The organism is Flavobacterium sp. GL_143 (genome assembly GCF_057834355.1).
This window is the reverse complement of the sequence record NZ_CM174401.1, coordinates 1,286,119-1,308,307: the sequence shown is the minus strand read 5'-3', so window position 1 is coordinate 1,308,307 and position 22,189 is coordinate 1,286,119. Positions and strand designations below refer to the sequence as shown.

General features: G+C 32.3%; 18 protein-coding genes. 9 read left to right on the top strand and 9 right to left on the bottom strand.

The genetic code is table 11. The features are described 5' to 3' along the window. Positions 1-74: 74 nt before the first annotated feature. Together AC3IPI_RS05635 and AC3IPI_RS05630 are read right to left on the bottom strand one after the other, a co-directional pair. Entirely contained in the window at positions 75-1,364 is a 1,290-nt protein-coding gene (locus AC3IPI_RS05635; RefSeq protein ID WP_039113823.1) for a hypothetical protein, read from the bottom strand. 174 nt (positions 1,365-1,538) lie between these two features. After that, entirely contained in the window at positions 1,539-1,988 is a 450-nt protein-coding gene (locus AC3IPI_RS05630; protein ID WP_035618624.1) for a hypothetical protein, read from the bottom strand. Positions 1,989-2,500: 512 nt separating this feature from the next. Here AC3IPI_RS05630 and AC3IPI_RS05625 point away from each other — a divergent pair. The 6 genes from AC3IPI_RS05625 (at position 2,501) to recA (ending at position 7,857) form a co-directional block, all read left to right on the top strand. Next, positions 2,501-3,649, top strand: a complete 1,149-nt coding sequence (locus AC3IPI_RS05625; RefSeq protein ID WP_039113448.1) for a DNA polymerase III subunit — start codon at positions 2,501-2,503, stop codon at positions 3,647-3,649. Positions 3,650-3,653: 4 nt separating this feature from the next. Continuing rightward, positions 3,654-4,037, top strand: a complete 384-nt coding sequence (locus tag AC3IPI_RS05620) for a DoxX family membrane protein (protein WP_039113447.1) — start codon at positions 3,654-3,656, stop codon at positions 4,035-4,037. A gap of 165 nt (positions 4,038-4,202) precedes the next feature. Next, the gene (locus tag AC3IPI_RS05615) at positions 4,203-4,865 is read left to right on the top strand and encodes a WG repeat-containing protein (RefSeq protein WP_489157672.1); all 663 of its coding nucleotides are present in this window, start codon (positions 4,203-4,205) and stop codon (positions 4,863-4,865) included. 11 nt (positions 4,866-4,876) lie between these two features. Continuing rightward, positions 4,877-6,043 (top strand): WG repeat-containing protein, encoded by a 1,167-nt coding sequence (locus tag AC3IPI_RS05610; RefSeq protein ID WP_323490073.1) that lies wholly within the window; start codon positions 4,877-4,879, stop codon positions 6,041-6,043. A 135-nt stretch (positions 6,044-6,178) separates the two neighbouring features. After that, positions 6,179-6,688 (top strand): acyl-CoA thioesterase, encoded by a 510-nt coding sequence (locus AC3IPI_RS05605; RefSeq protein WP_039118030.1) that lies wholly within the window; start codon positions 6,179-6,181, stop codon positions 6,686-6,688. 161 nt (positions 6,689-6,849) lie between these two features. Continuing rightward, positions 6,850-7,857: a recombinase RecA gene (gene recA, locus AC3IPI_RS05600; RefSeq protein ID WP_489159217.1), complete on the top strand. Its 1,008-nt coding sequence runs from the start codon at positions 6,850-6,852 to the stop codon at positions 7,855-7,857. Positions 7,858-8,110: 253 nt separating this feature from the next. Here recA and AC3IPI_RS05595 read toward each other — a convergent pair whose 3' ends face one another. Beyond that, positions 8,111-8,908 carry a lysophospholipid acyltransferase family protein gene (locus tag AC3IPI_RS05595; RefSeq protein WP_489157669.1) on the bottom strand — a complete coding sequence of 266 codons (798 nt, stop codon included), beginning with the start codon at positions 8,906-8,908 and terminating at the stop codon, positions 8,111-8,113. A gap of 424 nt (positions 8,909-9,332) precedes the next feature. Here AC3IPI_RS05595 and trpS point away from each other — a divergent pair, with 424 nt between their 5' ends. Next, positions 9,333-10,304: a tryptophan--tRNA ligase gene (gene trpS, locus AC3IPI_RS05590; protein ID WP_489157667.1), complete on the top strand. Its 972-nt coding sequence runs from the start codon at positions 9,333-9,335 to the stop codon at positions 10,302-10,304. A 338-nt stretch (positions 10,305-10,642) separates the two neighbouring features. Here trpS and dprA read toward each other — a convergent pair whose 3' ends face one another. Beyond that, a complete protein-coding gene (gene dprA, locus AC3IPI_RS05585) occupies positions 10,643-11,743 on the bottom strand; it encodes a DNA-processing protein DprA (protein ID WP_489157665.1) in 1,101 nt (366 codons plus the stop codon). Positions 11,744-11,980: 237 nt separating this feature from the next. Between dprA and AC3IPI_RS05580 the strand changes: the two genes are divergently transcribed. Together AC3IPI_RS05580 and AC3IPI_RS05575 are read left to right on the top strand one after the other, a co-directional pair. Continuing rightward, on the top strand, positions 11,981-12,928 hold the full coding sequence (locus tag AC3IPI_RS05580) for an HU domain-containing protein (RefSeq protein ID WP_086895747.1): 948 nt from the start codon (positions 11,981-11,983) through the stop codon (positions 12,926-12,928). 186 nt (positions 12,929-13,114) lie between these two features. Beyond that, positions 13,115-13,555 (top strand): hypothetical protein, encoded by a 441-nt coding sequence (locus AC3IPI_RS05575; protein WP_086895748.1) that lies wholly within the window; start codon positions 13,115-13,117, stop codon positions 13,553-13,555. A 75-nt stretch (positions 13,556-13,630) separates the two neighbouring features. Here the strand turns inward: AC3IPI_RS05575 and AC3IPI_RS05570 are convergent, their stop codons facing one another. The 5 genes from AC3IPI_RS05570 to mnmG all read right to left on the bottom strand — a co-directional run bounded on the left by AC3IPI_RS05570 (position 13,631) and on the right by mnmG (position 22,119). Then, the gene (locus tag AC3IPI_RS05570; protein ID WP_489157662.1) at positions 13,631-15,898 is read right to left on the bottom strand and encodes a helix-turn-helix domain-containing protein; all 2,268 of its coding nucleotides are present in this window, start codon (positions 15,896-15,898) and stop codon (positions 13,631-13,633) included. 165 nt (positions 15,899-16,063) lie between these two features. Next, positions 16,064-16,651 (bottom strand): OmpH/Skp family outer membrane protein, encoded by a 588-nt coding sequence (locus AC3IPI_RS05565; RefSeq protein WP_039113278.1) that lies wholly within the window; start codon positions 16,649-16,651, stop codon positions 16,064-16,066. Between the two features lie 247 nt (positions 16,652-16,898). After that, the gene (locus AC3IPI_RS05560; protein WP_489157659.1) at positions 16,899-17,747 is read right to left on the bottom strand and encodes a class I SAM-dependent methyltransferase; all 849 of its coding nucleotides are present in this window, start codon (positions 17,745-17,747) and stop codon (positions 16,899-16,901) included. A 99-nt stretch (positions 17,748-17,846) separates the two neighbouring features. After that, entirely contained in the window at positions 17,847-18,311 is a 465-nt protein-coding gene (locus tag AC3IPI_RS05555; protein WP_489157657.1) for a GNAT family N-acetyltransferase, read from the bottom strand. A 1,936-nt stretch (positions 18,312-20,247) separates the two neighbouring features. Further along, positions 20,248-22,119 carry a tRNA uridine-5-carboxymethylaminomethyl(34) synthesis enzyme MnmG gene (gene mnmG, locus AC3IPI_RS05550; protein ID WP_039113423.1) on the bottom strand — a complete coding sequence of 624 codons (1,872 nt, stop codon included), beginning with the start codon at positions 22,117-22,119 and terminating at the stop codon, positions 20,248-20,250. Between the last annotated feature and the right edge of the window lie 70 nt (positions 22,120-22,189).

Here is a 22,189-nt window from a genome sequence, read left to right as displayed (position 1 = left end):
ATTAAAAGACATAAAATGTCTCTACGACTAAATTGTATTTAAAAAATTAAGAATCAAACAAACAAGTAGGTAAACTATTTGTTTGAAGCTGTAATTTTACCAATATTAAGTCTGTAGTCCGGTCTTTTTGGATTAGAGATATCTATAAAAGTTTCGTTATTATTACTTTGAGAATAAACGTTAAAGAAGATACTGTTTCCGTACCAGTTCTCTAAGTCTTCATTGTTAGAATTAAATTCTGAGAAAATATTTCCTTTACATAAATTGAAATACATTTCTTCAATTTTAATTTTTTTCAAATTAGCGTCATTGATCTCAATTTTACTATCTAATACAACCGCTGGGTTAAATCCAGAGATTACACTTCTTTTAAGCTCGATAGCTGCATTACTACCTACATAAATAGCTTCTTTTACTAATCCAGATTGAATATCTGCACTAATGTTATCGCTATCATTTAGCATGGTAATATTTGCTGCAGTAACCAACGTTTGTTTCTTAGTAAAATCAGTCTCTTCTTTCTTATCGTAAGAAGCAACTTCCATACAACGAGAACCTTCTTTATTACTAGTTAAATAAGAAGATCTAACTGCAAGAGAGTTATATATTTTACATTGAGTTCCTTGAGTAAATTTAAAATCGTTGTTGATAGACTTATAAGAAACAAATTTGTTAATGTTTAAATCTCCACCAATCATATCAAATGAGTCACCTCCTGAGAAGCTAGCCATTACGTTTTCTAAAATTGTTTTGCTTCCAACACCAGCCAAAGTTAGGGAGTTGAAATTTCCAGAACCTTTAACTTTTTTACCAGCAAATTCGATTCTAACATATCTTAAAATACCTGAATTTGCAGTAGTATTATCACCACCATAAGTAGTTAATGAAGGATCAAGATCGTAATTTACAGATGAGATGTTTCCAAATTTATTTATCGGAGCATCACCCAAAATTACAATTCCACCCCAGTCACCAGCTTTCTTAACAGCTTTGTTTGAAGTAAAAACGATTGGGTCCGTTTCTAATCCATCAGCTATAATTGAAGAACCTTTTGTAATAACAAGAGTTCCTTTAGAATCATAATCACCAATGATTAATGTTCCTGGCTCTATTGTAAGTACGGCATTGTTTGTTACATAAACATTACCTTGAAGAACGTAAATATTCTTCTTTAATAATTTTGTATTTACTGATATTTTTCCAGCCAAAATCTGATTGGCTTCACCATAATCAACTTTGTTGGGTTTAAATTCTGTCCAGTTGTTTAACCAGTTGCTATAACCCATTATACCTTTCTCTTGTTGTGCATTTACGCTGCACACAGCAAAAAGGGCAATCCAAATAATTTGTAATGATTTTTTCATGGTAGTAGGTTTTAATATTAACACTAAAGTGATATTTGAGTTAATGAAATTAAAAAAACTCATTTCGGAGTTTTCCTGATAAATCAAAGAAAACGCCGAAAACGAGTTGTATAAATATCCTGTATCTCATTATACGTTCTAATTAATGAGATTTAAGACATAAATAGATTCAAATTATTCGTTATTTTCATTGAAAAGGTGCAACGTTTTAAGTGTATTTTCATAAAACAAAATTGCTGCAACTAAATTATCTTTATCAGAGTAAGGCATCATTTTTCTCTGAAATTCTACTGTTACATCTAGGAATGAATTAGTCGACGCTACTTGAGCATCTTGGATTTTCTTGTTTTCACTATCCATCGGGATACCTAGATCAGCCATCGTAACTCCTGGTTTAGTAGCCAAAGCAATATAAGGTAAAGTTTTTACCAATACTTTGATACGCTCGATGTATAATTCTAACAATTCACCTTTTTGCATACCTTTTAATTCTTTCTGATCATGGTATTTCCTAATCAGTGCAGTTGTACTAATAATGCTTTGGGGAGCATTTTTAGCTTGAGATGATACCACCTCAGTTGACAACATTAAAAAGATGCTTAAAAAAATAATTTTCCCTTTCATAAATTCTGATTTTAAAAATTCAATTATAAAAACAAAAATATATAAATAAAGTTAACTTGCAATTTTTATTATCCTTTTTTTTAAACAAAAAGAGCCAAAATAGGACAAAAAAAGGCTATTAAACGACAAAATACGCTTCTTTGTCGATTTTTTTTGACAGTTTAAAAAAAACAGTTTTGTAGGAGATAAGGCTGTTTTAGTAGACTAACTATCAACATGTTAATATTTTAATTACTAAAAAAAACCTTACCTTTTTCAATTAAGCCAAAATGATATTAACAAGAAAATGTTAATATATATTTGATAAAACACCCAATCTGGGATTTTTTGTTAATTTTTTATTTTCCTTAAAAAGAAATTAACTAAAAAACCAAAAACAATGTTTAAAACTATTAAATGAATCATTCCTGTCTTTTTAGATTTTAAATTTAAGAACACTATCGAGCCAAGATTGACATCAAACTTTATTTCTGAAAATTTTTGACTAAATCATTTTCTACTATCTTTGCTTCATGCTATTTTCTGAAATTTTAGGACAAGATTACATTAAAAACCACTTAATAAAAAGTGCTTCTTCGGGTAGGATCCCTCATGCACAATTATTTATAGGTCCAGAGGGCTCCGGGACTTTACCCGCGGCTATCGCATACGCACAATATATATTGTGTGGGAATTCTGGATCAGATAATGAAAATGGGAATGCTTCCTGCAACTTAAAGTTTCAGTCTATATCCCATCCCGACTTACATTTTATATATCCAACCGTAACAACCGAAGATGTAAAAACTAAACCCAAGAGTTTAGATTTTATTCAGGATTGGCGTAATTTCATTCAGGAAACTCCTTATGGTGGATTATTTGATTGGTATAAAATTCTTGGCGTACAAAACAAACAAGGAGAAATTCGGGTAGAAGATGCTCAGGAAGTTTTAAAATCACTTTCGTTAAAATCTTATGAAGGCGGTTATAAAATCATGATTATATGGATGGCAGATAAAATGAATATCGCTGCATCCAACAAGCTTTTGAAATTATTAGAAGAACCATCTGATAAAACGATGTTTATTTTAATATCAGAAAACGAAGAATCAATTATTCAGACTATACGATCACGTTGTCAAGTACTTCATTTTAATGGATTAAGCGAAAAAATAATTGCCGATGCATTAGTTGCTAAACAAAATATAGAAACCAATGCCGCATTAAAAATAGCGCATCAAGCACAAGGAAATTTCAACAAAGCCTTGCATTTACTAAGAAATGATGATGATGAATATCCATTTGAACAATGGTTTGTTACTTGGGTTCGTGCCGCATTTAAAGCCAAAGGAAATGCAGCAGCTATTCAGGATTTAATAGTTTGGAGCGAGCAAATTGCAGGATTGGGAAGAGAAAGCCAGAAGAAATTTCTGGAATTTTGTATAGAGATGTTTCGTCAGGCACTTTTGCTTAATTATCAAGCACCGAGTTTGGTATATATGGAACCAAAAGTAGAGAAGTTTAAACTAGAGAATTTTGCTCCATTTGTAAATGGAAACAACATAAACGATATATTCAAAGAACTTTCTGATGCGATGTATCATATTGAGCGTAACGGAAATGCAAAAATTATTTTAACCGATTTATCCATAAAACTAACACGTTTAATTCATAAAAAATAAAAAGATGAACAATATTGCCTCCATACTAATTTTAGTATTTTTAGCTGTTACATTTATTCAATCTGCTTACGACAAAATATTCTATTGGAAAGATAATGTAAGTTGGCTAAAGGGACATTTTTCCCAAACACAACTTAAGAACCAAGTACCACTTGCCTTATTTAATATTCTGGTTTTAGAATTAATTTCAGGAATTTTATGTATCGTTGGTTCAATACAATTATTCTTAAACAGCGGAAGAGAATTTGGATTCTACGGCGCAATTTTTTCTTGTATTACACTAATAATGTTACTTTTTGGACAACGATTGGCAAAGGATTATGATGGTGCAAGAACAATTGCAATTTATTTCATTCCAGCAGTTATTGGCGTTTATTGGTTAAACTAAGAAAAATAGTTCAATAGATTTATAAAACAAACTTCCCTGTTTTAACCATTTTTTTAAGCCAAATGTTACTTAATATAACATCTGGTGAACAATTATTTGTTTCTAACTAACTAGATGATTATCAGAATTTCTAGTCGAGAAACAAATACCTGAAATTTAAAATTTATGAATCATTTAAAATTGAGCAAACACATTTTTTATCTTTTTTTGATATTCTCATTTCAAGGAAAATCATTTGGCCAAGAAGTATTTATAGATTCTATACAAGATAAGTACGGACTAAAAAACGAAAAAGGAATTGTTATTTGTTCACCAAAATATGATGCTATTTATTCATTTGATGAAGGTTTCGCTCCAATAGTACTAGATTATAAATGGGGATTTATAGACGAAAAAGGAAACGAAATAACACCCCTAAAATACACCATGGTAACCCCCTTTGAAGAAGGATTTTCATCAGTTTCGCTTGATAACAAATGGGGATTCATCGACCAAAATGGCAAAGAAATAACATCTCTAAAATACGATGATACAGGCTTTTTTAATAAAGGTCAAGCCAATGTGATCATTGACAACAAATATGGACTAATCGATAAAACCGGAAAAGAAATAACTCCCATAAAATATGATAATATTGGTTGGTTAAGTGACGGTCTTACGTTAGTACTTCTTAACAAAAAATGGGGATTTATCGACCAAACCGGCAAAGAAGTTATCCCATTAAAATATGACGGAGTAACGCCGTTTAATAAGGGTATCGCAGAAGTAAAACTAAACGGAAAAACATTTTATATTAACTCAAAAGGAGAACGTACTTCTAAAAATTGAAATCTCATTTTATGAAACATCTAAAATTAAACAAAACCATATTCTTGTTATTATTAGCATTAATAACTCAAGGAAAAACTATTGCACAAGAAGCTTATGCAGATCCTGTTACAGATAAATGGGGATTAATAGATGAAGAAGGAAACTATATCCTGGCTCCAAAATATGATAAGATGTTTGCGCCAGAAGAAGGTTTCTTTATCGTCGTTAAAAATAAAAAACAGGGCTTTATTGATGGAACAGGAAAAGAAATACTAGCGCCTAAATATGATGATATATTTGCTCCAAAAGAAGGACTTTTTATTGTAGTTAAAAACAATAAATCGGGTATTGTAAACAATACAGGAAAAGAAATTTTAGCGCCTAAATATGACAGAATATTTGCTCCAGACTCGGGTTATTTCATTACGGTTCTTAATAATAAATATGGATTTATCGATTTAAACGCCAAAGAAATCCTAGTTCCAACATACGACGAAGTTTTAGCTCCCGAAGAAGGTTTTTTTGCTGTAAAACAAGGTTCTAAATATGGTACCGTAAATGAAGCTGGAAAACAAATTGTAGCACCAAAATACGATCAGATTTTTGCCTATCATAATGGTTTAGCAATTGTTGTCATTAACGAAAAACAAGGTTTAATTGATACTAACGGAAAAGAAATAACTCCTATAAAATATGATAAAGTTTATGGGTCTGAAGGTGGTTTTTCATTAGTTACATTAAACAACAAAACTGGATTTGTTGACCAAACAGGAAAAGAAGTTGTATCTCTAAAATACGATGATGCCTTTGATTTTACGAATGGTTTTGCAATAATAGTTACAAACAACAAATGGGGATTAATGAATGCAAAAGGTAAAGAAGTAGTTCCTCCTAAATATGATAAAATATTCGCTCTGGAAGGGAATATTGCACAAGTTATTCTTAAAGAAAAAGTAGGATACATCGATGTAACAGGTAAAGAAATTATTCCTTTAAAATATGATTCAATCTTTGCTTTTGATGGCGAATATACTTCTGCAAGCATTAATAATAAATGGGGATTAATCAATAAAAAAGGACAAACTATAATTCCTTTTAAATACGATTCTATGACATGCTATTGCGGAGAAAGAACAGAAGTAGAACTTAACGGCGAAACATTTTATTTGAACATCAAAGGAGAACGAATAGATTAAAGCTTTAAATAATTTATCAAAAATCTAAGAAGACTAACATTCTAAGAAATCTAATTATTGATTACATTTGAGCCAAATAATACATTTTAATATTTTAATTATTAAAATATTAAAAATCAACAACATAACAATTAAATGAAACCTAAACATCCTTCAGAATCTTTAACAATATTAACCGATTTAGTTTTACCAAGCGAAACAAATCCCTTAAACAATCTATTTGGTGGCGAATTATTGGCCAGAATGGATCGTGCTGCAAGTATTGCTGCCCGAAGACATTCACGCCGAATTGTAGTTACAGCTTCTGTAAATCACGTGGCTTTTAACAGAGCAATTCCCCTGGGTGCTGTTGTAACAATTGAAGCAAAAGTGTCCAGATCTTTTAAAAGTTCTATGGAGATATTTATCGACGTTTGGGTTGAAGATCGCGAATCGGGATTTCGTACAAAAGCTAACGAAGCCATTTACACATTTGTAGCAGTAGATGACACAGGAAGACCGGTAGAAGTACCACCAATTGATCCTGAAACTGACCTTGAAAAACAACGTTATGAAGCTGCATTACGTCGTAAACAACTAAGTTTATTATTGGCTGGAAAAATAAAACCAGAAGAAGCAACAGAACTTAGAGCGTTATTTTTATAAAAAAACAATCTCTTAAAGAGAAAATAAATCCCGTTGCAACTTCAAAAAAAAGAAGTATTTTTACGACGATTACATCCCAATACAAATCAAATCAAGAAGTTAATCCTTTATTGATTTTATATAAAAGAGTTATAACAATTTAGATGAAAGAAAAAGAAAAGATGAGTTCAGAGAAAGAAGCCAAATTAAAAGCGCTACAACTTACGCTTGATAAACTTGATAAGACTTACGGAAAAGGAACCGTGATGAAAATGGGCGATAAAGCCATTGTTGAAGTAGAAACAATTTCATCAGGATCATTAGGAGTAGATTTAGCCTTAGGAGTAAACGGTTACCCAAAAGGAAGAATTATCGAAATATACGGACCAGAATCTTCTGGTAAGACAACACTAACATTACATGCTATTGCCGAAGCTCAAAAAGCGGGTGGAATTGCTGCATTTATTGATGCTGAGCATGCTTTTGATAGAAACTATGCAGAAAAATTAGGAATCGATATCGAGAACTTAATTATTTCTCAACCAGACAATGGAGAACAAGCATTAGAGATTGCAGAGAACTTAATTCGTTCTGGAGCAATTGATATTGTGGTAATTGACTCTGTTGCTGCTTTAACTCCAAAAAGTGAGATTGAAGGAGAAATGGGAGATTCTAAAATGGGTCTTCACGCACGTTTAATGTCTCAGGCACTTCGTAAACTTACAGGAACAATTAGCAAAACAAATTGTACTGTATTCTTCATTAACCAATTAAGAGAGAAAATTGGTGTAATGTTCGGAAATCCAGAAACAACAACGGGTGGTAATGCATTAAAATTCTACGCTTCAGTACGTATCGATATTCGTCGTTCATCTCAAATTAAAGACGGTGATAACGTAATTGGTAACAGAACCAAAGTAAAAATCGTTAAAAACAAAGTTGCTCCACCTTTTAAAACTGCCGAATTCGACATTATGTACGGAGAAGGAGTTTCTAAAACAGGAGAAATCTTAGATTTAGCTGTTGAATTTGAAATCGTTAAAAAAGCAGGTTCATGGTTTAGCTACGGTGAAACAAAATTAGGACAAGGTCGTGATGCAGTAAAATCGCTAATTAAAGACAATCCTGAATTGGCAGAAGAGCTAGAACTTAAGATTAAAGCACATATCAAAGAATTGGCAAGCGCCTAAAATATAAAACCCGAATATAATTCGGGTTTTTTTGTGCTTTTTACGCAACCTTTTTCTATAAATCACATCTATACAAAGAATAGTAGTTTTTAAGCCTTAAAAAGGCTCATTGTTATGAATTTTTAAAACATAAAAGATGAAGAAGAAACTGGAAACGTTATTCCAAAATCACTGGATAACAAAAAGAAAATTAAGAATTGTAATGAATTTTATTTCGAAAAAAATCATTCATCGATAAGGCAAAATTTACTTTTTAAGAATTAACGCTTGACTCTTGTTTTTGCAAAACAATATCTTCTTGAAAGATTTTGTCTTTGCGAAACACTAACAATTGCTTATAAATCAGCTGTCTTACCTGATCACGAAGGTCTTTTCTGTCTTCTGGATTCAGATTTGCTGTTTCTATAAACGAGTGAATTTTTACTCTCATTTTACCAGGGCTTCCGCTAAAAAATGTATACGAAAATCGCTTTTTATTATCAGCATAAGTAATCGGAACAATCGGAATATGGTGCTCAACTGCTAAACGAAAAGCGCCATCTTTAAACTCGTCCAAAACAATCGATTCATCATCTGGAACTCCACCTTCAGGAAAAATACAAATGCTCAAACCTTGACTCAAACGCTTTTGAGCTCGGTTAAAAACATCCATTTTACTTTTAGACGATTTTCTATCAACTAGAATACAAGTTCTTTTGTAGAAAAATCCGAACAATGGAATCTTCGAAAGTTCTTTTTTTCCAACAAAAACGAACGGGTTTTTAATAATAGCCAACGTTAGCATAATGTCAGTCATCGAAGTATGATTAGCCACAATCATGTAGCTTTTATTAGGATCTAAAACTTGCTCCTTCTCTACTTTGTAATAAAAACCCATTCCGAAAAGAATAAATTTTGCCCAAATTCTTGCCATTTTAAAGAAATAGGGATAGCCACTTTCGGTAAGAATCGATAGTACTAAAAACGGAAACATTACCAATATCGGGATGGCCATTAAAACATAAAACCAAACACGCCAAATAACCCAAAAAACAATTTTAAATCCTTTCATAGATTCAAAAGTAATAAAAGAGAAATGAATTTTGCAAAAAAGAATTTACATGCCAAGAAATTAACCGCAAAGAGCGCAAAGTTTTACGCAAAGTCCGCAAAGGATTTTACAAATTTTTGCTTAAAAAAGTTACGAAAAGAACGCAGATAAAACGGATTTTTTAAAAATATAGATTGAAAATCCGTTTTTAATCCGTGTTTTCGCCTTAGCGAATCCGTTTCATCCGCGTTCCTGTCGCAAAGTTTCTAGCCACAGATTATAAAGATTAAATGGATTTTTAAAATTTGTGTTGATCTACGTTTGTTCATAAACGGAATTCTAAAGCAAAAACTTAATATTCTTTCCGATAAATAAAAACTTTGAGAAAAACTTTGCGGACTTTGCGTAAAACTTTGCGAACTTTGCGGTTAAGAAAAAATTTAGCATGGCAAAAATACTTACAGGCGTACAAAGTACTGGAACGCCGCACTTAGGCAACTTATTAGGAGCAATTATTCCTGCAATCGAATTATCTAACAAACCAGAAAACAAATCATTTTTGTTTATCGCCGATTTGCATTCGATTACACAAATAAAAGATGGTAAAACTCTAAGAGAGAATACCTTTAGCGTTGCTGCTGCCTGGCTTGCGTTTGGTTTGGATATTGACCGTGTTACTTTTTACAGACAATCAGATGTTCCACAAACAACTGAATTAACTTGGTATTTAAGCTGCTTTTTTCCGTTTCAAAGATTAACATTAGCACATTCTTTCAAGGATAAAGCTGATAGGCTTGACGATGTAAATGCAGGTTTGTTCTCGTACCCAATGCTTATGGCAGCAGATATTTTGCTTTATGATGCAGAGTTTGTTCCTGTTGGAAAAGATCAAATGCAACATTTAGAAATTACACGTGATGTAGCCTCTCGTTTTAACCACCAAATGGGTGAAACTTTTGTAATTCCTGAAGTTAAAATTCAAGAAGACAGTATGTTAATTCCTGGAACAAATGGAGGGAAAATGAGTAAATCGGCTAATAATTATATCGATATATTCTCAGATGATAAAACGTTACGTAAGCAAGTAATGAGTATCGAAACAGATAGTACTCCACTTGAAGATCCTAAAAATCCAGATACTTGTAATGCATTTGCAATTTATGCTTTAATCGCAACTGAAGAGCAAATTGTCACAATGAGAGCAAATTATTTAGGCGGAAACTATGGTTATGGTCATGCCAAACAAGCTTTGTTTGAATTGATTACTGAGAAGTTTAAAACCGAAAGAGAAAAATACAATTACTACATAAATAACCTTGACGAAGTAGATGCTTTACTCAAAAAAGGAGCCCAAAAAGCAGCTGTTATTGCTAATGAAGTTTTGGAAAGAGTACGAGTAAAACTAGGGTTTAACTAGAAAATAACTTAATAAAAACCTCACCAATGTCTTACAATCATTGGTGAGGTTTTTTTATAAACAATATACTAAATCGATTTAGTAATTACGCAAGGAGCAGCAAAATAAAAAGAGGTAGTAATAACTAATTTGAAGGTATTTAAACTCCATAATCTTGTCTTTTCGACGAAGGAGAAATCTCCACAAAGAGCTCTATAAAGTGAATCGCTAATTTTTGTCAAGTTTCTTACAGAGATTTCTCCTTCGTCGAAAAGACAATTTTGTCAAGAAACTTTGCAAATCTAGCGGTTAAATTCTCTGTCAATTGATTTCAAGAAAGCATGAATCAATCATTCAAATCAAATCGCCTCAAACAATTTTCCGGGTAATGGGCGAATCACGCCTTTAAGTTCCATATTCAGTAACAATCCTGAGATTTTGTAAATCGGGAAATTACATTTTAAAGCGATAGTATCCATTAAATCCTTTCCGGTTTTTAATAAATAATCATAAATTTTCTGCTCATCGGGTTCTAATTCTACAAACAATTGCTTCTGTACCGATTTAGACGTGTTTTCGACGTCCCAGTTCAAAATATAAATCAAATCGGCAGCATTAGTCAGCACGTTTGCTTTTTGTGTCTTAATTAAGTTATTACAGCCTTGGCTAAATTTATCGGTTGTTCTGCCTGGAACTGCAAAAACATCCCGATTATAATCATTAGCCATATTAGCCGTAATGAGTGATCCTCCTTTATCTGCAGATTCAATAACAATAGTAGCTTCACTAATACCAGCAACGATACGGTTTCGGCGTACAAAATTTTCTTTGTCAGGATTAGAAGAACTCCAAAACTCGGTCATAAAACCACCGTTTTGTTCAACTCTGGCAACGTATTTTTTATGAGTTTTAGGATATATTTGGTTTAATCCGTGAGCAACAACGCCTATGGTCTGAAGATTATGATCCATTGCCAATTGGTGTGCAAAAATATCAACACCATATGCAAAACCACTTACAATAACAGGATCCAAAGGGGCTAAATCTTCGATCAATTTTTTGCAAAATTCCATCCCGTACGACGTGATTTGTCGCGTTCCTACGATACTTATGATTTTTTTATTCGTCAAATCAATGTTTCCGGAGCTAAATAACAAAACAGGAGAATCAATACAATGTTTCAAACGATCAGGATAGTTTTTTTCCTGAAAAAAAGTTATATTAATCTCATTTGCATGAATAAAATCAAGTTCTTTTTGTGCTTTTTCAAAAATTGACTTTTCTTGAATATTCTTCAATAAAACAGATCCAACTCCATCAATATAAGCAAGTTGCGAAGACTTAGTTTTAAAAATTGCTTCGGCAGTACCGCAATGCAACAATAGCTTCTTTGCCATTATATCTCCCACTCCATCAACACTTTGTAAGGCTAATAAATAAAATAAATCCTGTTCAGACATTTGTCTATAAAATTTGGTTACACAAATAAAACAAATCCCTTATTTGTTATTTACAAAGATGATAATTTTACGTAAATTCTTGCCAAAAAAAATAAACTTTAAAAAAGTCGTAAAATATAAAAAATTAGTCGTTTTTATAAATATTTAGATTTCAATTGTTTACATAAAGTTTTGAATTGTTAATAAAAATTGTGAATAAAATTTTGATAACTATTTACGTTGTCTAACTTTGTTACTATGAAAATCGAAACTTACATCGCGCAGTTATTGTATCGTTATCAGTGTGTAACGGTTCCTGGGTTTGGAGCTTTTTTAACCGAAATTCAATCGGCTCAACTTAATGAAGGCACAAATTCTTTTTTTCCACCGAAAAAATTAATCTCTTTCAATTCACTTATCAAAAACAACGACGGCTTGTTGGCAAATCATATTGCTCAAACCGAAAAAACATCGTATAAATTTGCTGTGAGTTCACTTCATTATGAAGTTTTAAGCTGGAAAAAGGAATTAGAAGATAACGGTTTTCTTTCTATTAAAAACGTTGGAGAAATTAGAGTCAATGCAGATAAAAATCTTGTGTTTACTCCTAATGATCAGAACAATTATTTAGCTTCTTCATTTGGTTTAAGCCCATTCGTTTCTCCTATGGTGAAAAGAGAAGTTTTTGAAAAACATATCGAAGCTTTAGAACTAGAAACGGCTGATGAAAATGAAGCAATTGGATTATCTGGTTACAGAAATTCTTATTTAAAATATGCTGCAATTTTTATACTTGCGTTAGGTGTTACTGGTAGTATAGGTTACCCAATGTATCAAAACCAAATTGCAAACGAAACTGTTCTTGTAGAAACTGCTGTACAAAAGCAAGTTCAGAATAAAATTCAAGAAGCTACATTCTTTATAAAAAACCCAATGCCTGCGGTAACTCTTTCTGTAAAAGAAGATAAATTACCAATGCCTTATCATATTATGGCAGGTGCTTTTAGAAGTGAAAAAAATGCTCAAAAAGCATATAATCAATTGAAAAAAGCTGGGTATGATGCTAAAATAATTCCTGCTAACAGACACGGTCTTTTCCCTGTTTTATATGGTAGTTATGCTACAATGCGTGAAGCAGAAAAAGCTCAAAAAGAAATCCAGAATACTATAAATCCAGATGCTTGGATTTTAATAGAAACGCTTTAATCACATAAGGAACAATCCTTTAGGATTAAAAGACGAACTATATACACTAAAAACACCATTTCTTGATGAAAGAAAATGGTGTTTTTTTTTACAACAATAAAAGTCAAAAAAACAACAACATAGGTTTTTTACTACATTTTGGAATAATATTTGCTAATGTTTTTAGAACATTAAAAATTTAATACCATGAGAATTGCACAAAAACTAGGCATCATTATTTGCCTTTTTATTACAACACAATCATTTTACGCACAACAAATTGCAACCAGTCTTACTCAGGAAATGCTCTTGAAAAAAGAGAAAGATGACGCGAAGAAAACATTAGAAAATCAGAAAGAATTACAAAAAAGACAAGATCAATTAAAGCAAGATCAAAAAAAAGCCGAGAAGCGTCAGAAAAAAATAGAAGACGCTCAGAATAAAATTGAAAAAACTAAAAAAGAAATTAAGAAAACGGAAGATAAAAATCTGAAAATTCAGAATGAAATCAACGCTAACAAACTACCTGAAAACAAGATTCAACAAAAGATGATAAAATCTAAAGAACAGGAACTTGAGATATTAAAACTACAATCTAAGCTTACAGAACAGCAACAAAATCTAACTAAAATTTTAGATTCAAAATAGCTCAAAAAACAACATAAAAAAGAAAACCCTATTCGGCTGAATAGGGTTTTTATGTTTTTAAGAAAAATTAAAAAGTTAATTTAAACTTGCTTTGTACATACGTAGTTCATCCCAAGTAAATTTCTCACCATGCTTCTCTTTCAGTCCGTTAAGAGATTCTTCCTGATAAAACTGAAAAGCTTCTTTTAATGCAGTAATTTTATCAGCAGGTAAAACATCATTAACTGAAATTACTTTAGTTTGAATCAGTTTTACCAAATGAGATTCAATGGTTTGCGTTGTCAGTTTACGAATATTAGCAATATCTTTTATAGACATTTTTTCCTGCCACAACTCATACGTTTCCTCGACTGTAGATTTTTTAACCGTTTTTTCTTTCGGTTTTTTAGACGAATAACGTTCCACGGGTTCATCATCATCCAATAAATCTCCATTTTTACTTTTAAAATTATCTCGAATTGTCGTCGTTTTCTTCGACTTGTAACTTTTGATCTCTGGCGACGTTAATTTATCTTTAGAGATCGTATCTCCGGCAACAACCGTTTCTATCAATAATCGAGCTTTCATTAGGCGTAAAACGGCTTTAGTTTGCAGCTCTTCTAACAAAACTAATTCATCGTAAAAAGCCTTCGCTTTTTTTACACGCTGAATTTCTTCCATTTTATATAAAAGTTCATAAACCAGATCATCCATTGGTTTCATGAAGTAGCCGTAAGCAGCTTCAATTCGTTCAGAAACATGAATTAAATCAACCGTTTCATTATTAAAAATTCTATTAAGCTGAACGATAAATTTTATAGCTGGATCTACGAGCGATTCTATAATCAAAGTTTGCTTTTTAGCCCATAACGCATGCTTTGCTTTTTCTGAACTTTCAGACTTATCGTTGTAACTGTATTGATGATTGCGCCATTCTTGAGCCAAATTAGCCCAATCAAAACTGTTAGCCAGATACTTATGAATAAAATTCTTGGTCTCAAAGTGTAATGAGTTCTTCAATAATTCTTCTGAAGCTTTATTCAAAGCATAATCCATTACATCCTGATCGTTAGAAATACCATTCATACGCAACGGAGAAAGCAAAATAAGCCCATTTAAGGAACGCAAACGTGATAATGCTACATATGCTTGTCCGGGAAGAAAAACTTGCGATACATCGAGCGCTGCTTTGTCAAAAGTTAAACCTTGGCTTTTATGCACCGTAATTGCCCAGGCAAGCTTGATAGGATATTGCACAAAAGTTCCTAAAACCTCCTCCTCTATTTCCTGGGTCATTTCATCGACTTTGTATCGAATATTCTGCCATTCGTATTTCTCAACTTCGATGGTTTTATTCTCCTCAGGAAAATGAACCATGATTTCCTGACTCGAAAGCGATTTAATCACCCCCATTTTTCCGTTGAAATAATTTTTATCAAAAGACATATCATTCTTCACAAACATAATCTGAGCACCAACCTTAAGCTGAAGATTTGGATCAAGCGGATATATTTTTTCAGGAAAATCACCAACAATATCAGGGAAATAATTATTCATTTTCCCTTTTAAATCATTGATAGCCTGATTATTAATTGTATCAGCCTTAGCATTATGCGTTGTAAGGGTAATGTACCCTGGATTATTTTTTAAGTCAAAATCAGGTTGAACATACTGATTTAAACTCTGAATATCTTGTGGTGTAATTTGATTATTTCGCAAATTATTTAATACCGAAATAAACGAATCATCGGTTTGACGGAAAATTTTAGATAATTCAATATACAAAGGCGGATTTTGCTGAATTACATGCGAATGAAAAAAGAATTTTCCGCGGTAATATGTTCTCAAAGTTCGCCATTCTTCATCACGAATTACTGGGGGCAATTGCAATAAATCGCCAATAAACAATACCTGAACACCACCAAATGGCTGGCTACTTTTACGAACCGTTTGCATCATAAAATCCATAGCATCAAGCAAATCCGCACGCAACATACTCACTTCATCAATGACTAAAAGCTCCATGTTGCGGATAACCGAACGCTTAACATTATTCATTTTAAAATGCCTGCGCAAAGTTGCCTTCGTTTCAAACTTGGTAGTTTCCGAGAATTGTGGTGAAGAATTATCCGGAATAAACCCTGCAAATGGCAACTGAAACATCGAATGTATCGTAACACCACCAGCGTTAAGCGCGGCAATTCCCGTAGGTGCCACAACTACAGTGTTTTTGTGTGTTGTTTCGATAATTTCACGCAACAATGTAGTTTTACCAGTTCCGGCTTTTCCTGTAAGAAAAATGGAACGTTGTGTTTGGTTAATAAACTGTAGCGTGTATGAAGCTGCTTCGGAAATATTTTGCATTAGGCTTGTATTTTAGAAAAGAAAAAACTCGAAATTCTGATAAGAAATTCTTTTTGCAAAAGTAGAAGAACATATCGAGTTAAAAACCTAATTGTAGATATTTTATAATAAAAAAAGCCTATATCATTTCGGATATAGGCTTCAAAAATAGTTTATTTATTTATATTATTTTTTAGCTGTCGTTGTATCTTTTGCTTTAGCATCAGTTTTAGTATCTAGCTTTGTTCCAGCTTTATAATTGTCATTCAAAGCTTTAACGATATCTTTTGTAATATCATATTTGTCTTCAGCATATAAAATTGATGCTGCATCACCTGTACCGTAAATGTAAGAGTACCCTTTTTCTTTACCGTAATTTTTGATGAATTTTTTAACTCCAGTAACCAAAGAATCCATTTCGGCACCGCTTTCTTGTTGCAATTGTTGAGCAAGTGCTTGTTGCGCATACCCCAATTGTTGTTCTCTTTTTTGTAACTCAGCACCTCTTTGTTGTGCCCATGCTTGACCATTGGCTTGAGCCTGGCTTTGAAAATTAGCAGCATCTTGTTTAAAACGAGTAATCTCGGCTTGAAGCTGTCTCCCTTTTTCCTCTGCTTGTGCTTTGTATTTAGCTTCAAGGTCTTTTGCTTCTGTGTACTCTTTCATTAAAACTGAAGTGTCAACGTAAGCTGTTTTTACTTCTTTAACTTCTGCTGTTTTGTTACAAGCAACAACTGAAATTGAAAGTGCGATAATTACTAATGCTTTTTTCATTTTGTTAATTTCTATTTTTTTTAAAGTATGAAAGACAAAAATATAAAAAAATCAATAGCACCGACATAAAGTTTAAAAAATGCACGATTTTTCTAGTATCAATTTTTGTTATCAAACCCCTGTTTTATATAATTTACTGCTATTAATATTGGATTTAATAGCTGCTTTTTAAGGCGCTTTCTCAAAAGAAGAATATAAACGCTCGTTTATCACCAAAAGCGTGTCTTAAAGCAGCTAAAAACGCTTTTTACTTGTTTTTTAGGACGTAAATGTGCGATGAATATTCTAAAGTTCGTTTTGCTTTCCAATTTGACTTTAAACCAATAAAAAATGCAGATAGATAATTCATTTTTCCAGTTTTATATTTTTCCGAAAGTAAGCTCACATAAAACGAATCAAATTTCATTGGGAGGATTTTTTCCAGGCGCATATCTACTTTTTCAAAAAGGGACTGAATCGCTTTTTTTGAGAAATGCCAAAAATGAATTGGCACATCATAAGCTGCCCAAAAAGTTTTATAATGATTTGCATCGAAAGATTTAAAATTTGGAACTGCTACAATTAACGTTCCAGTTGGTTTTAATAATCGCTTCAATTCCTGAATTTGTAATTCTAAATTTGGGACGTGTTCCAAAACATGCCACATCGTAATTACGTCAAAAGAATTATTCTCGAGGTCAGCAATTTTTGCTACAAAAGAAATCCCTTTTTTTATTGCGATGGATTTTGCTCTGTCGCTCGGTTCTACTCCAACAGTTTCCCAACCGTTTTCTTTTGCCGTTAATAAAAAATCTCCTGTTCCGGCTCCGATATCCAAAATTCTCCCTTTTTGTGGATTTTCAGAATTAATTAAATTTAGCTTATTTTTTAAAGCTATATTTTTTACAATGTGATATGCCTTTTCAAATAATGAACGTTTGTTATCTGTGTGCGAAATATAATCTTCGCTTTCATAATATTTCCCCAGATTATTTTCATCGGGTTGTGGAGATGTAATTAGCATGTCCAAAGTTTCATCATAATACAATTCAAAAGTTTCTTTAGAAACTGAGTGATCTTTTACAGTAAGAAAATGTTTTTTGTTTAAAACGTCCATTTTATAATTATTGGTATTTTGGTTTAATTTTACGCCAAACCCAAAAAACGGAAAATTTCGTTTTTTGGGTTTCTTGTTCTTAATATTTTATTTTTCTCTTTAACGCTTCCAATTTATTTTTACAGCCGATATTTTTTCGTTTTCAATTCTTGTTTCTGTACAAATAGTAAATCCATTTTTTACATAAAACAACAATGGCGATTTATACGGCGCTGCATTTTTTTTAATTTCATTTTCGTGGTCTATAACCCAACCATTCAAATTATTCTTATTCTTTTTTAATTCTTCAATTAACAACGAACCTTTTCCTGTTCCTTGAATTTGACTGCAGATAATAATTGCAAACCAATCTTCATTATCTCGCAAAAAAGCAAACGCCCAACCTTTGATTATATTCTCATCATCAATTAAAAAATGATGTTTTACATCTGACAAGCTATTTAAATACAAATCAAAATCATGAATTGTTTCATGATTTAAATTCATTGGATATTCATTGTTCCAAAGTTGCAATAAGGTTTCTTTGTGTTCTAATGATAAAACTTCTTCATGAACTATCTTCATATTCTAATAAATTTAAAACTTAATTAATTCAATAAAATCAAGACTTCACAAAGTAGTTTCACGTGGAACAGTTTAATTTTAGATTTCTGATATTAGATTTTAGATTGAAGAGCAAAGTCTAGAACTAAAAAAAATACTCATCAAATTCAATGCTTCGCAAAGGAGTTTCACGTGGAACAAATAATTTTAAATTTCTGATATTAGATTACAAAACTAACTCTTAAGCCAAAAATTCACAAGCCTTATTCCCTCCTATTCTAATTTCAGAAAACAATTCAGAAAATCAGCTATCAACAACATCTCTGTTCAAATACTAATCAAGAAAAACTCAAAACAAATATGATACGAAGATATCAATTCAGATCTAAAAATGCATCCATTTGTAAAGTTTCAATCACTTAAAATTTCAAGAATATTCAAAACAAATATTCTCAATTTAAACTTTAGAAACAATTCTAAAAACCCTTTCATAATGCATCTTCCATTATATTTCTTTAAGACAATTCGAAAAGCTAACATTCGGCAAATGTATAAAATCAGATTAAAGAAATCATTTTTAATTTAAAACATAAATTATTCATCAAATCTAAGAATAAACACAATATTGTCATTTCGATGAAGGAGACCCGAGCGATAGCGAACAGATCTAGTAAATCTCAGTAAGTAACTCTGCAGCGGGAATCCAATCTTTGTCGAGCTTCTCGAGGAGATTTCTCCTTCGTCGAAAAGACAAACCTTTGCGCTTTTGCTCCCGACGCTTCAGGATTGCGTGAGATTCATACCGTACAGTATTGCAGCTGTTTTTCTTAACTTAATGACATTGCCCGACCGATACTGAACAGGTGAAGCAAATCTTAGCGAGTAACTCTAAAAAGCTAGGACTCTCGTTGCGGAGTTTCTTGTAGAGATTTACTAGATCTGTTCGCTATCGCTCGGGTCTCCTTCATCGAAATAACAAATAGTGTGTATAATTGACGTTTATAAAAATTTGTGCCTTTACGATAAATTTATCCGATACAGTATTATAGATTTTCCTTAACTTAATAACATTAGGCTTCGGGACTGAAAAACAAAATTTCGAAACAAAAATTACTCGAAACTATTAATTCATATTAAAAACTCGTTCAAAATTCAAAAACTCAATACTAACCAAATTAAAGAATACACAAAGTAGTTTCCTATTTGAATAAATTTCAGATTAAAATTAAGTAGAATTACACCGCAATTCATATTACTTATTAAACAATTTCATAAAAACAATTCAAAAAACAAACAATTGCAACAATGTATCAATTTAGATTGAACAATACATTTTGATTTAAATTTTCAACATTTCATCAAAAACACGAATTCACAAACCCACTACTCACCTACTTTAATTTCTAATTAAAGAATACAATCAATAATATAGAAATCAAATTCAGTTACAAAGACAATAATAATCAAAGCGGATTCTCATCTACTCAAATTAAAATTACAATTCCTAACTGGCGAATCATATTACATCTTTCTTTTAATTAAGCTTACTCCATAAAAGCTCAACGCTTTTTAAAACAAATGAAGAAAGCTTTAAGTTTTAGATTAATTGGTAAAACTAAAAAAACTCAACAAAACCAAAGTTTGACGAAGTAGTTTCACGTGGAACATTTTATTTTAGATTAACGGTTTTGGATTTCAGATTACAGTAACAAAACATTTATAAAACTCAAACCAGAAGGTTAAAGATAGATTACAGAACTATGCCTTGAACTAAAAAGGATACAGATCAAATACAACAATCACTAAATTATTTCATATTGTATTAATTTCAGAATAATCCATAAACAGAAAAACCCCAACAAAGTCGGGGTTTAACAAAGTAGTTTCACGTGGAACATATTATTTTTAGATTCTAGCTTTTATAAATTAAAGCGCTACAATCTGAAGTCTGCAATTATTATCTTCCCATGTAAATAAGTAAAACAGAGATATCACTTGGTGAAACTCCGCTTACTCTTGATGCTTGAGAAATTGTAACAGGACGAATTTTACTTAGTTTCTGCTTCGCCTCTATCGACATTGATTTGATTTTATTATAATCGAAATTCTCTGGGATTTTCACTTCTTCTAATCTCGTAAGCTTATCAGCATTATTTCTTTCTTTCTCGATATAACCTGAATACTTAACCTGGATTTCGGCTTGTTCAAGAATCTCCTGATCTAAGTCGTTTTCATTAATATATTCTTTAACCTTATCAAATTTCAAAATATCTTCTAATTCTATTTGCGGACGAGAGAAAACTTTAAACATTTTATCTCCTTGAGAAATCAAAGCCGTTCCTTTAGATTCTAAAATAGGATTTGCTTCTGCAACAGAAACACTCGTTTCTTTGAAGAAAGCAACCATTTTCTCAGACTCATTCAGTTTATGCTCCATTCTACGTAAACGTTTCTCTGAAGCTAAACCTATTTCATACGACATTGGCGTTAATCTGAAATCGGCATTATCCTGACGCAGCAATGTTCTATACTCGGCGCGAGATGTAAACATACGATATGGCTCTTCTGTTCCTTTCGTAATAAGGTCATCAATTAAAACACCAATATACGCTTCGTCGCGTTTTAAAATTAATGGCGCTTTTTCGTGCACTTTTAAATGCGCATTTATTCCTGCCATCAATCCTTGTGAAGCAGCTTCTTCATATCCTGTTGTTCCGTTAATCTGTCCAGCAAAATATAAACCTTCAACTAATTTTGTTTCAAGCGTATGTTTTAACTGTGTTGGTGGAAAGTAATCATATTCGATTGCGTAACCAGGGCGGAAGAACTTAACGTTCTCAAAACCTACAACTGTGCGCAATGCTTTAAACTGAATATCCTCTGGCAAAGAAGTAGAAAATCCGTTTACATAAACCTCACAAGTATTCCAGCCTTCAGGCTCTACAAATAATTGGTGACGTTCTTTATCAGCAAAACGATTAATCTTATCTTCGATAGAAGGACAATATCGCGGACCAATACTTTTTATTCTTCCGTTAAACATTGGCGAACGATCAAAACCAGATCTCAAAATATCATGCACATCCAAAGATGTGTATGTCATATGGCAAGACCTTTGATGAACCAAAGGCGAAGTAACATCAGAGTATGAAAATTTGTCCGGCTTAGCATCTCCCTTTTCTTCGTTCATTTTAGAATAATCCAAAGAACGCCCATCCACACGTGGAGGCGTTCCCGTTTTCATTCTACCAGATTCAAAACCTGCTTGAACCAAATCTTCGGTGATTCCGTATGCAGCACTTTCTCCTGCTCTACCTCCACCGAACTGTTTGTCTCCGATATGAATCAAACCGTTCAGGAAAGTTCCGTTTGTCAAGACAACCGATTTAGAACGAATTTCAACTCCAAGCGAAGTTCTGATTCCTTTTATCTTTCCGTTTTCGATTATCAGACCTTTCACCATTTCTTGGTAGAAATCAAGATTTGGAGTTCCCTCCAACATCATTCTCCATTCTTCAGCAAAACGCATTCGGTCACTCTGAACTCTTGGCGACCACATTGCTGGTCCTTTTGACTTGTTCAACATCTTGAATTGAATTGCCGTGCGATCGGAAACAATTCCCGAATATCCGCCAAGCGCATCAATCTCACGCACAATTTGTCCTTTTGCAATTCCACCCATCGCTGGGTTACATGACATCTGTGCGATGTTTTGCAAACTCATTGTTACAAGCAAAGTTTTAGACCCAAGATTCGCGGCCGCTGCCGCGGCCTCTGAGCCGGCATGTCCTGCGCCGACTACAATAACATCGTATTCTTCTAAAAACATTTTTTGATATGGATTTTTCCTGAATGCTTCGCATTCGAAACAACTCAGAAACAAATTAAAATTATTCATG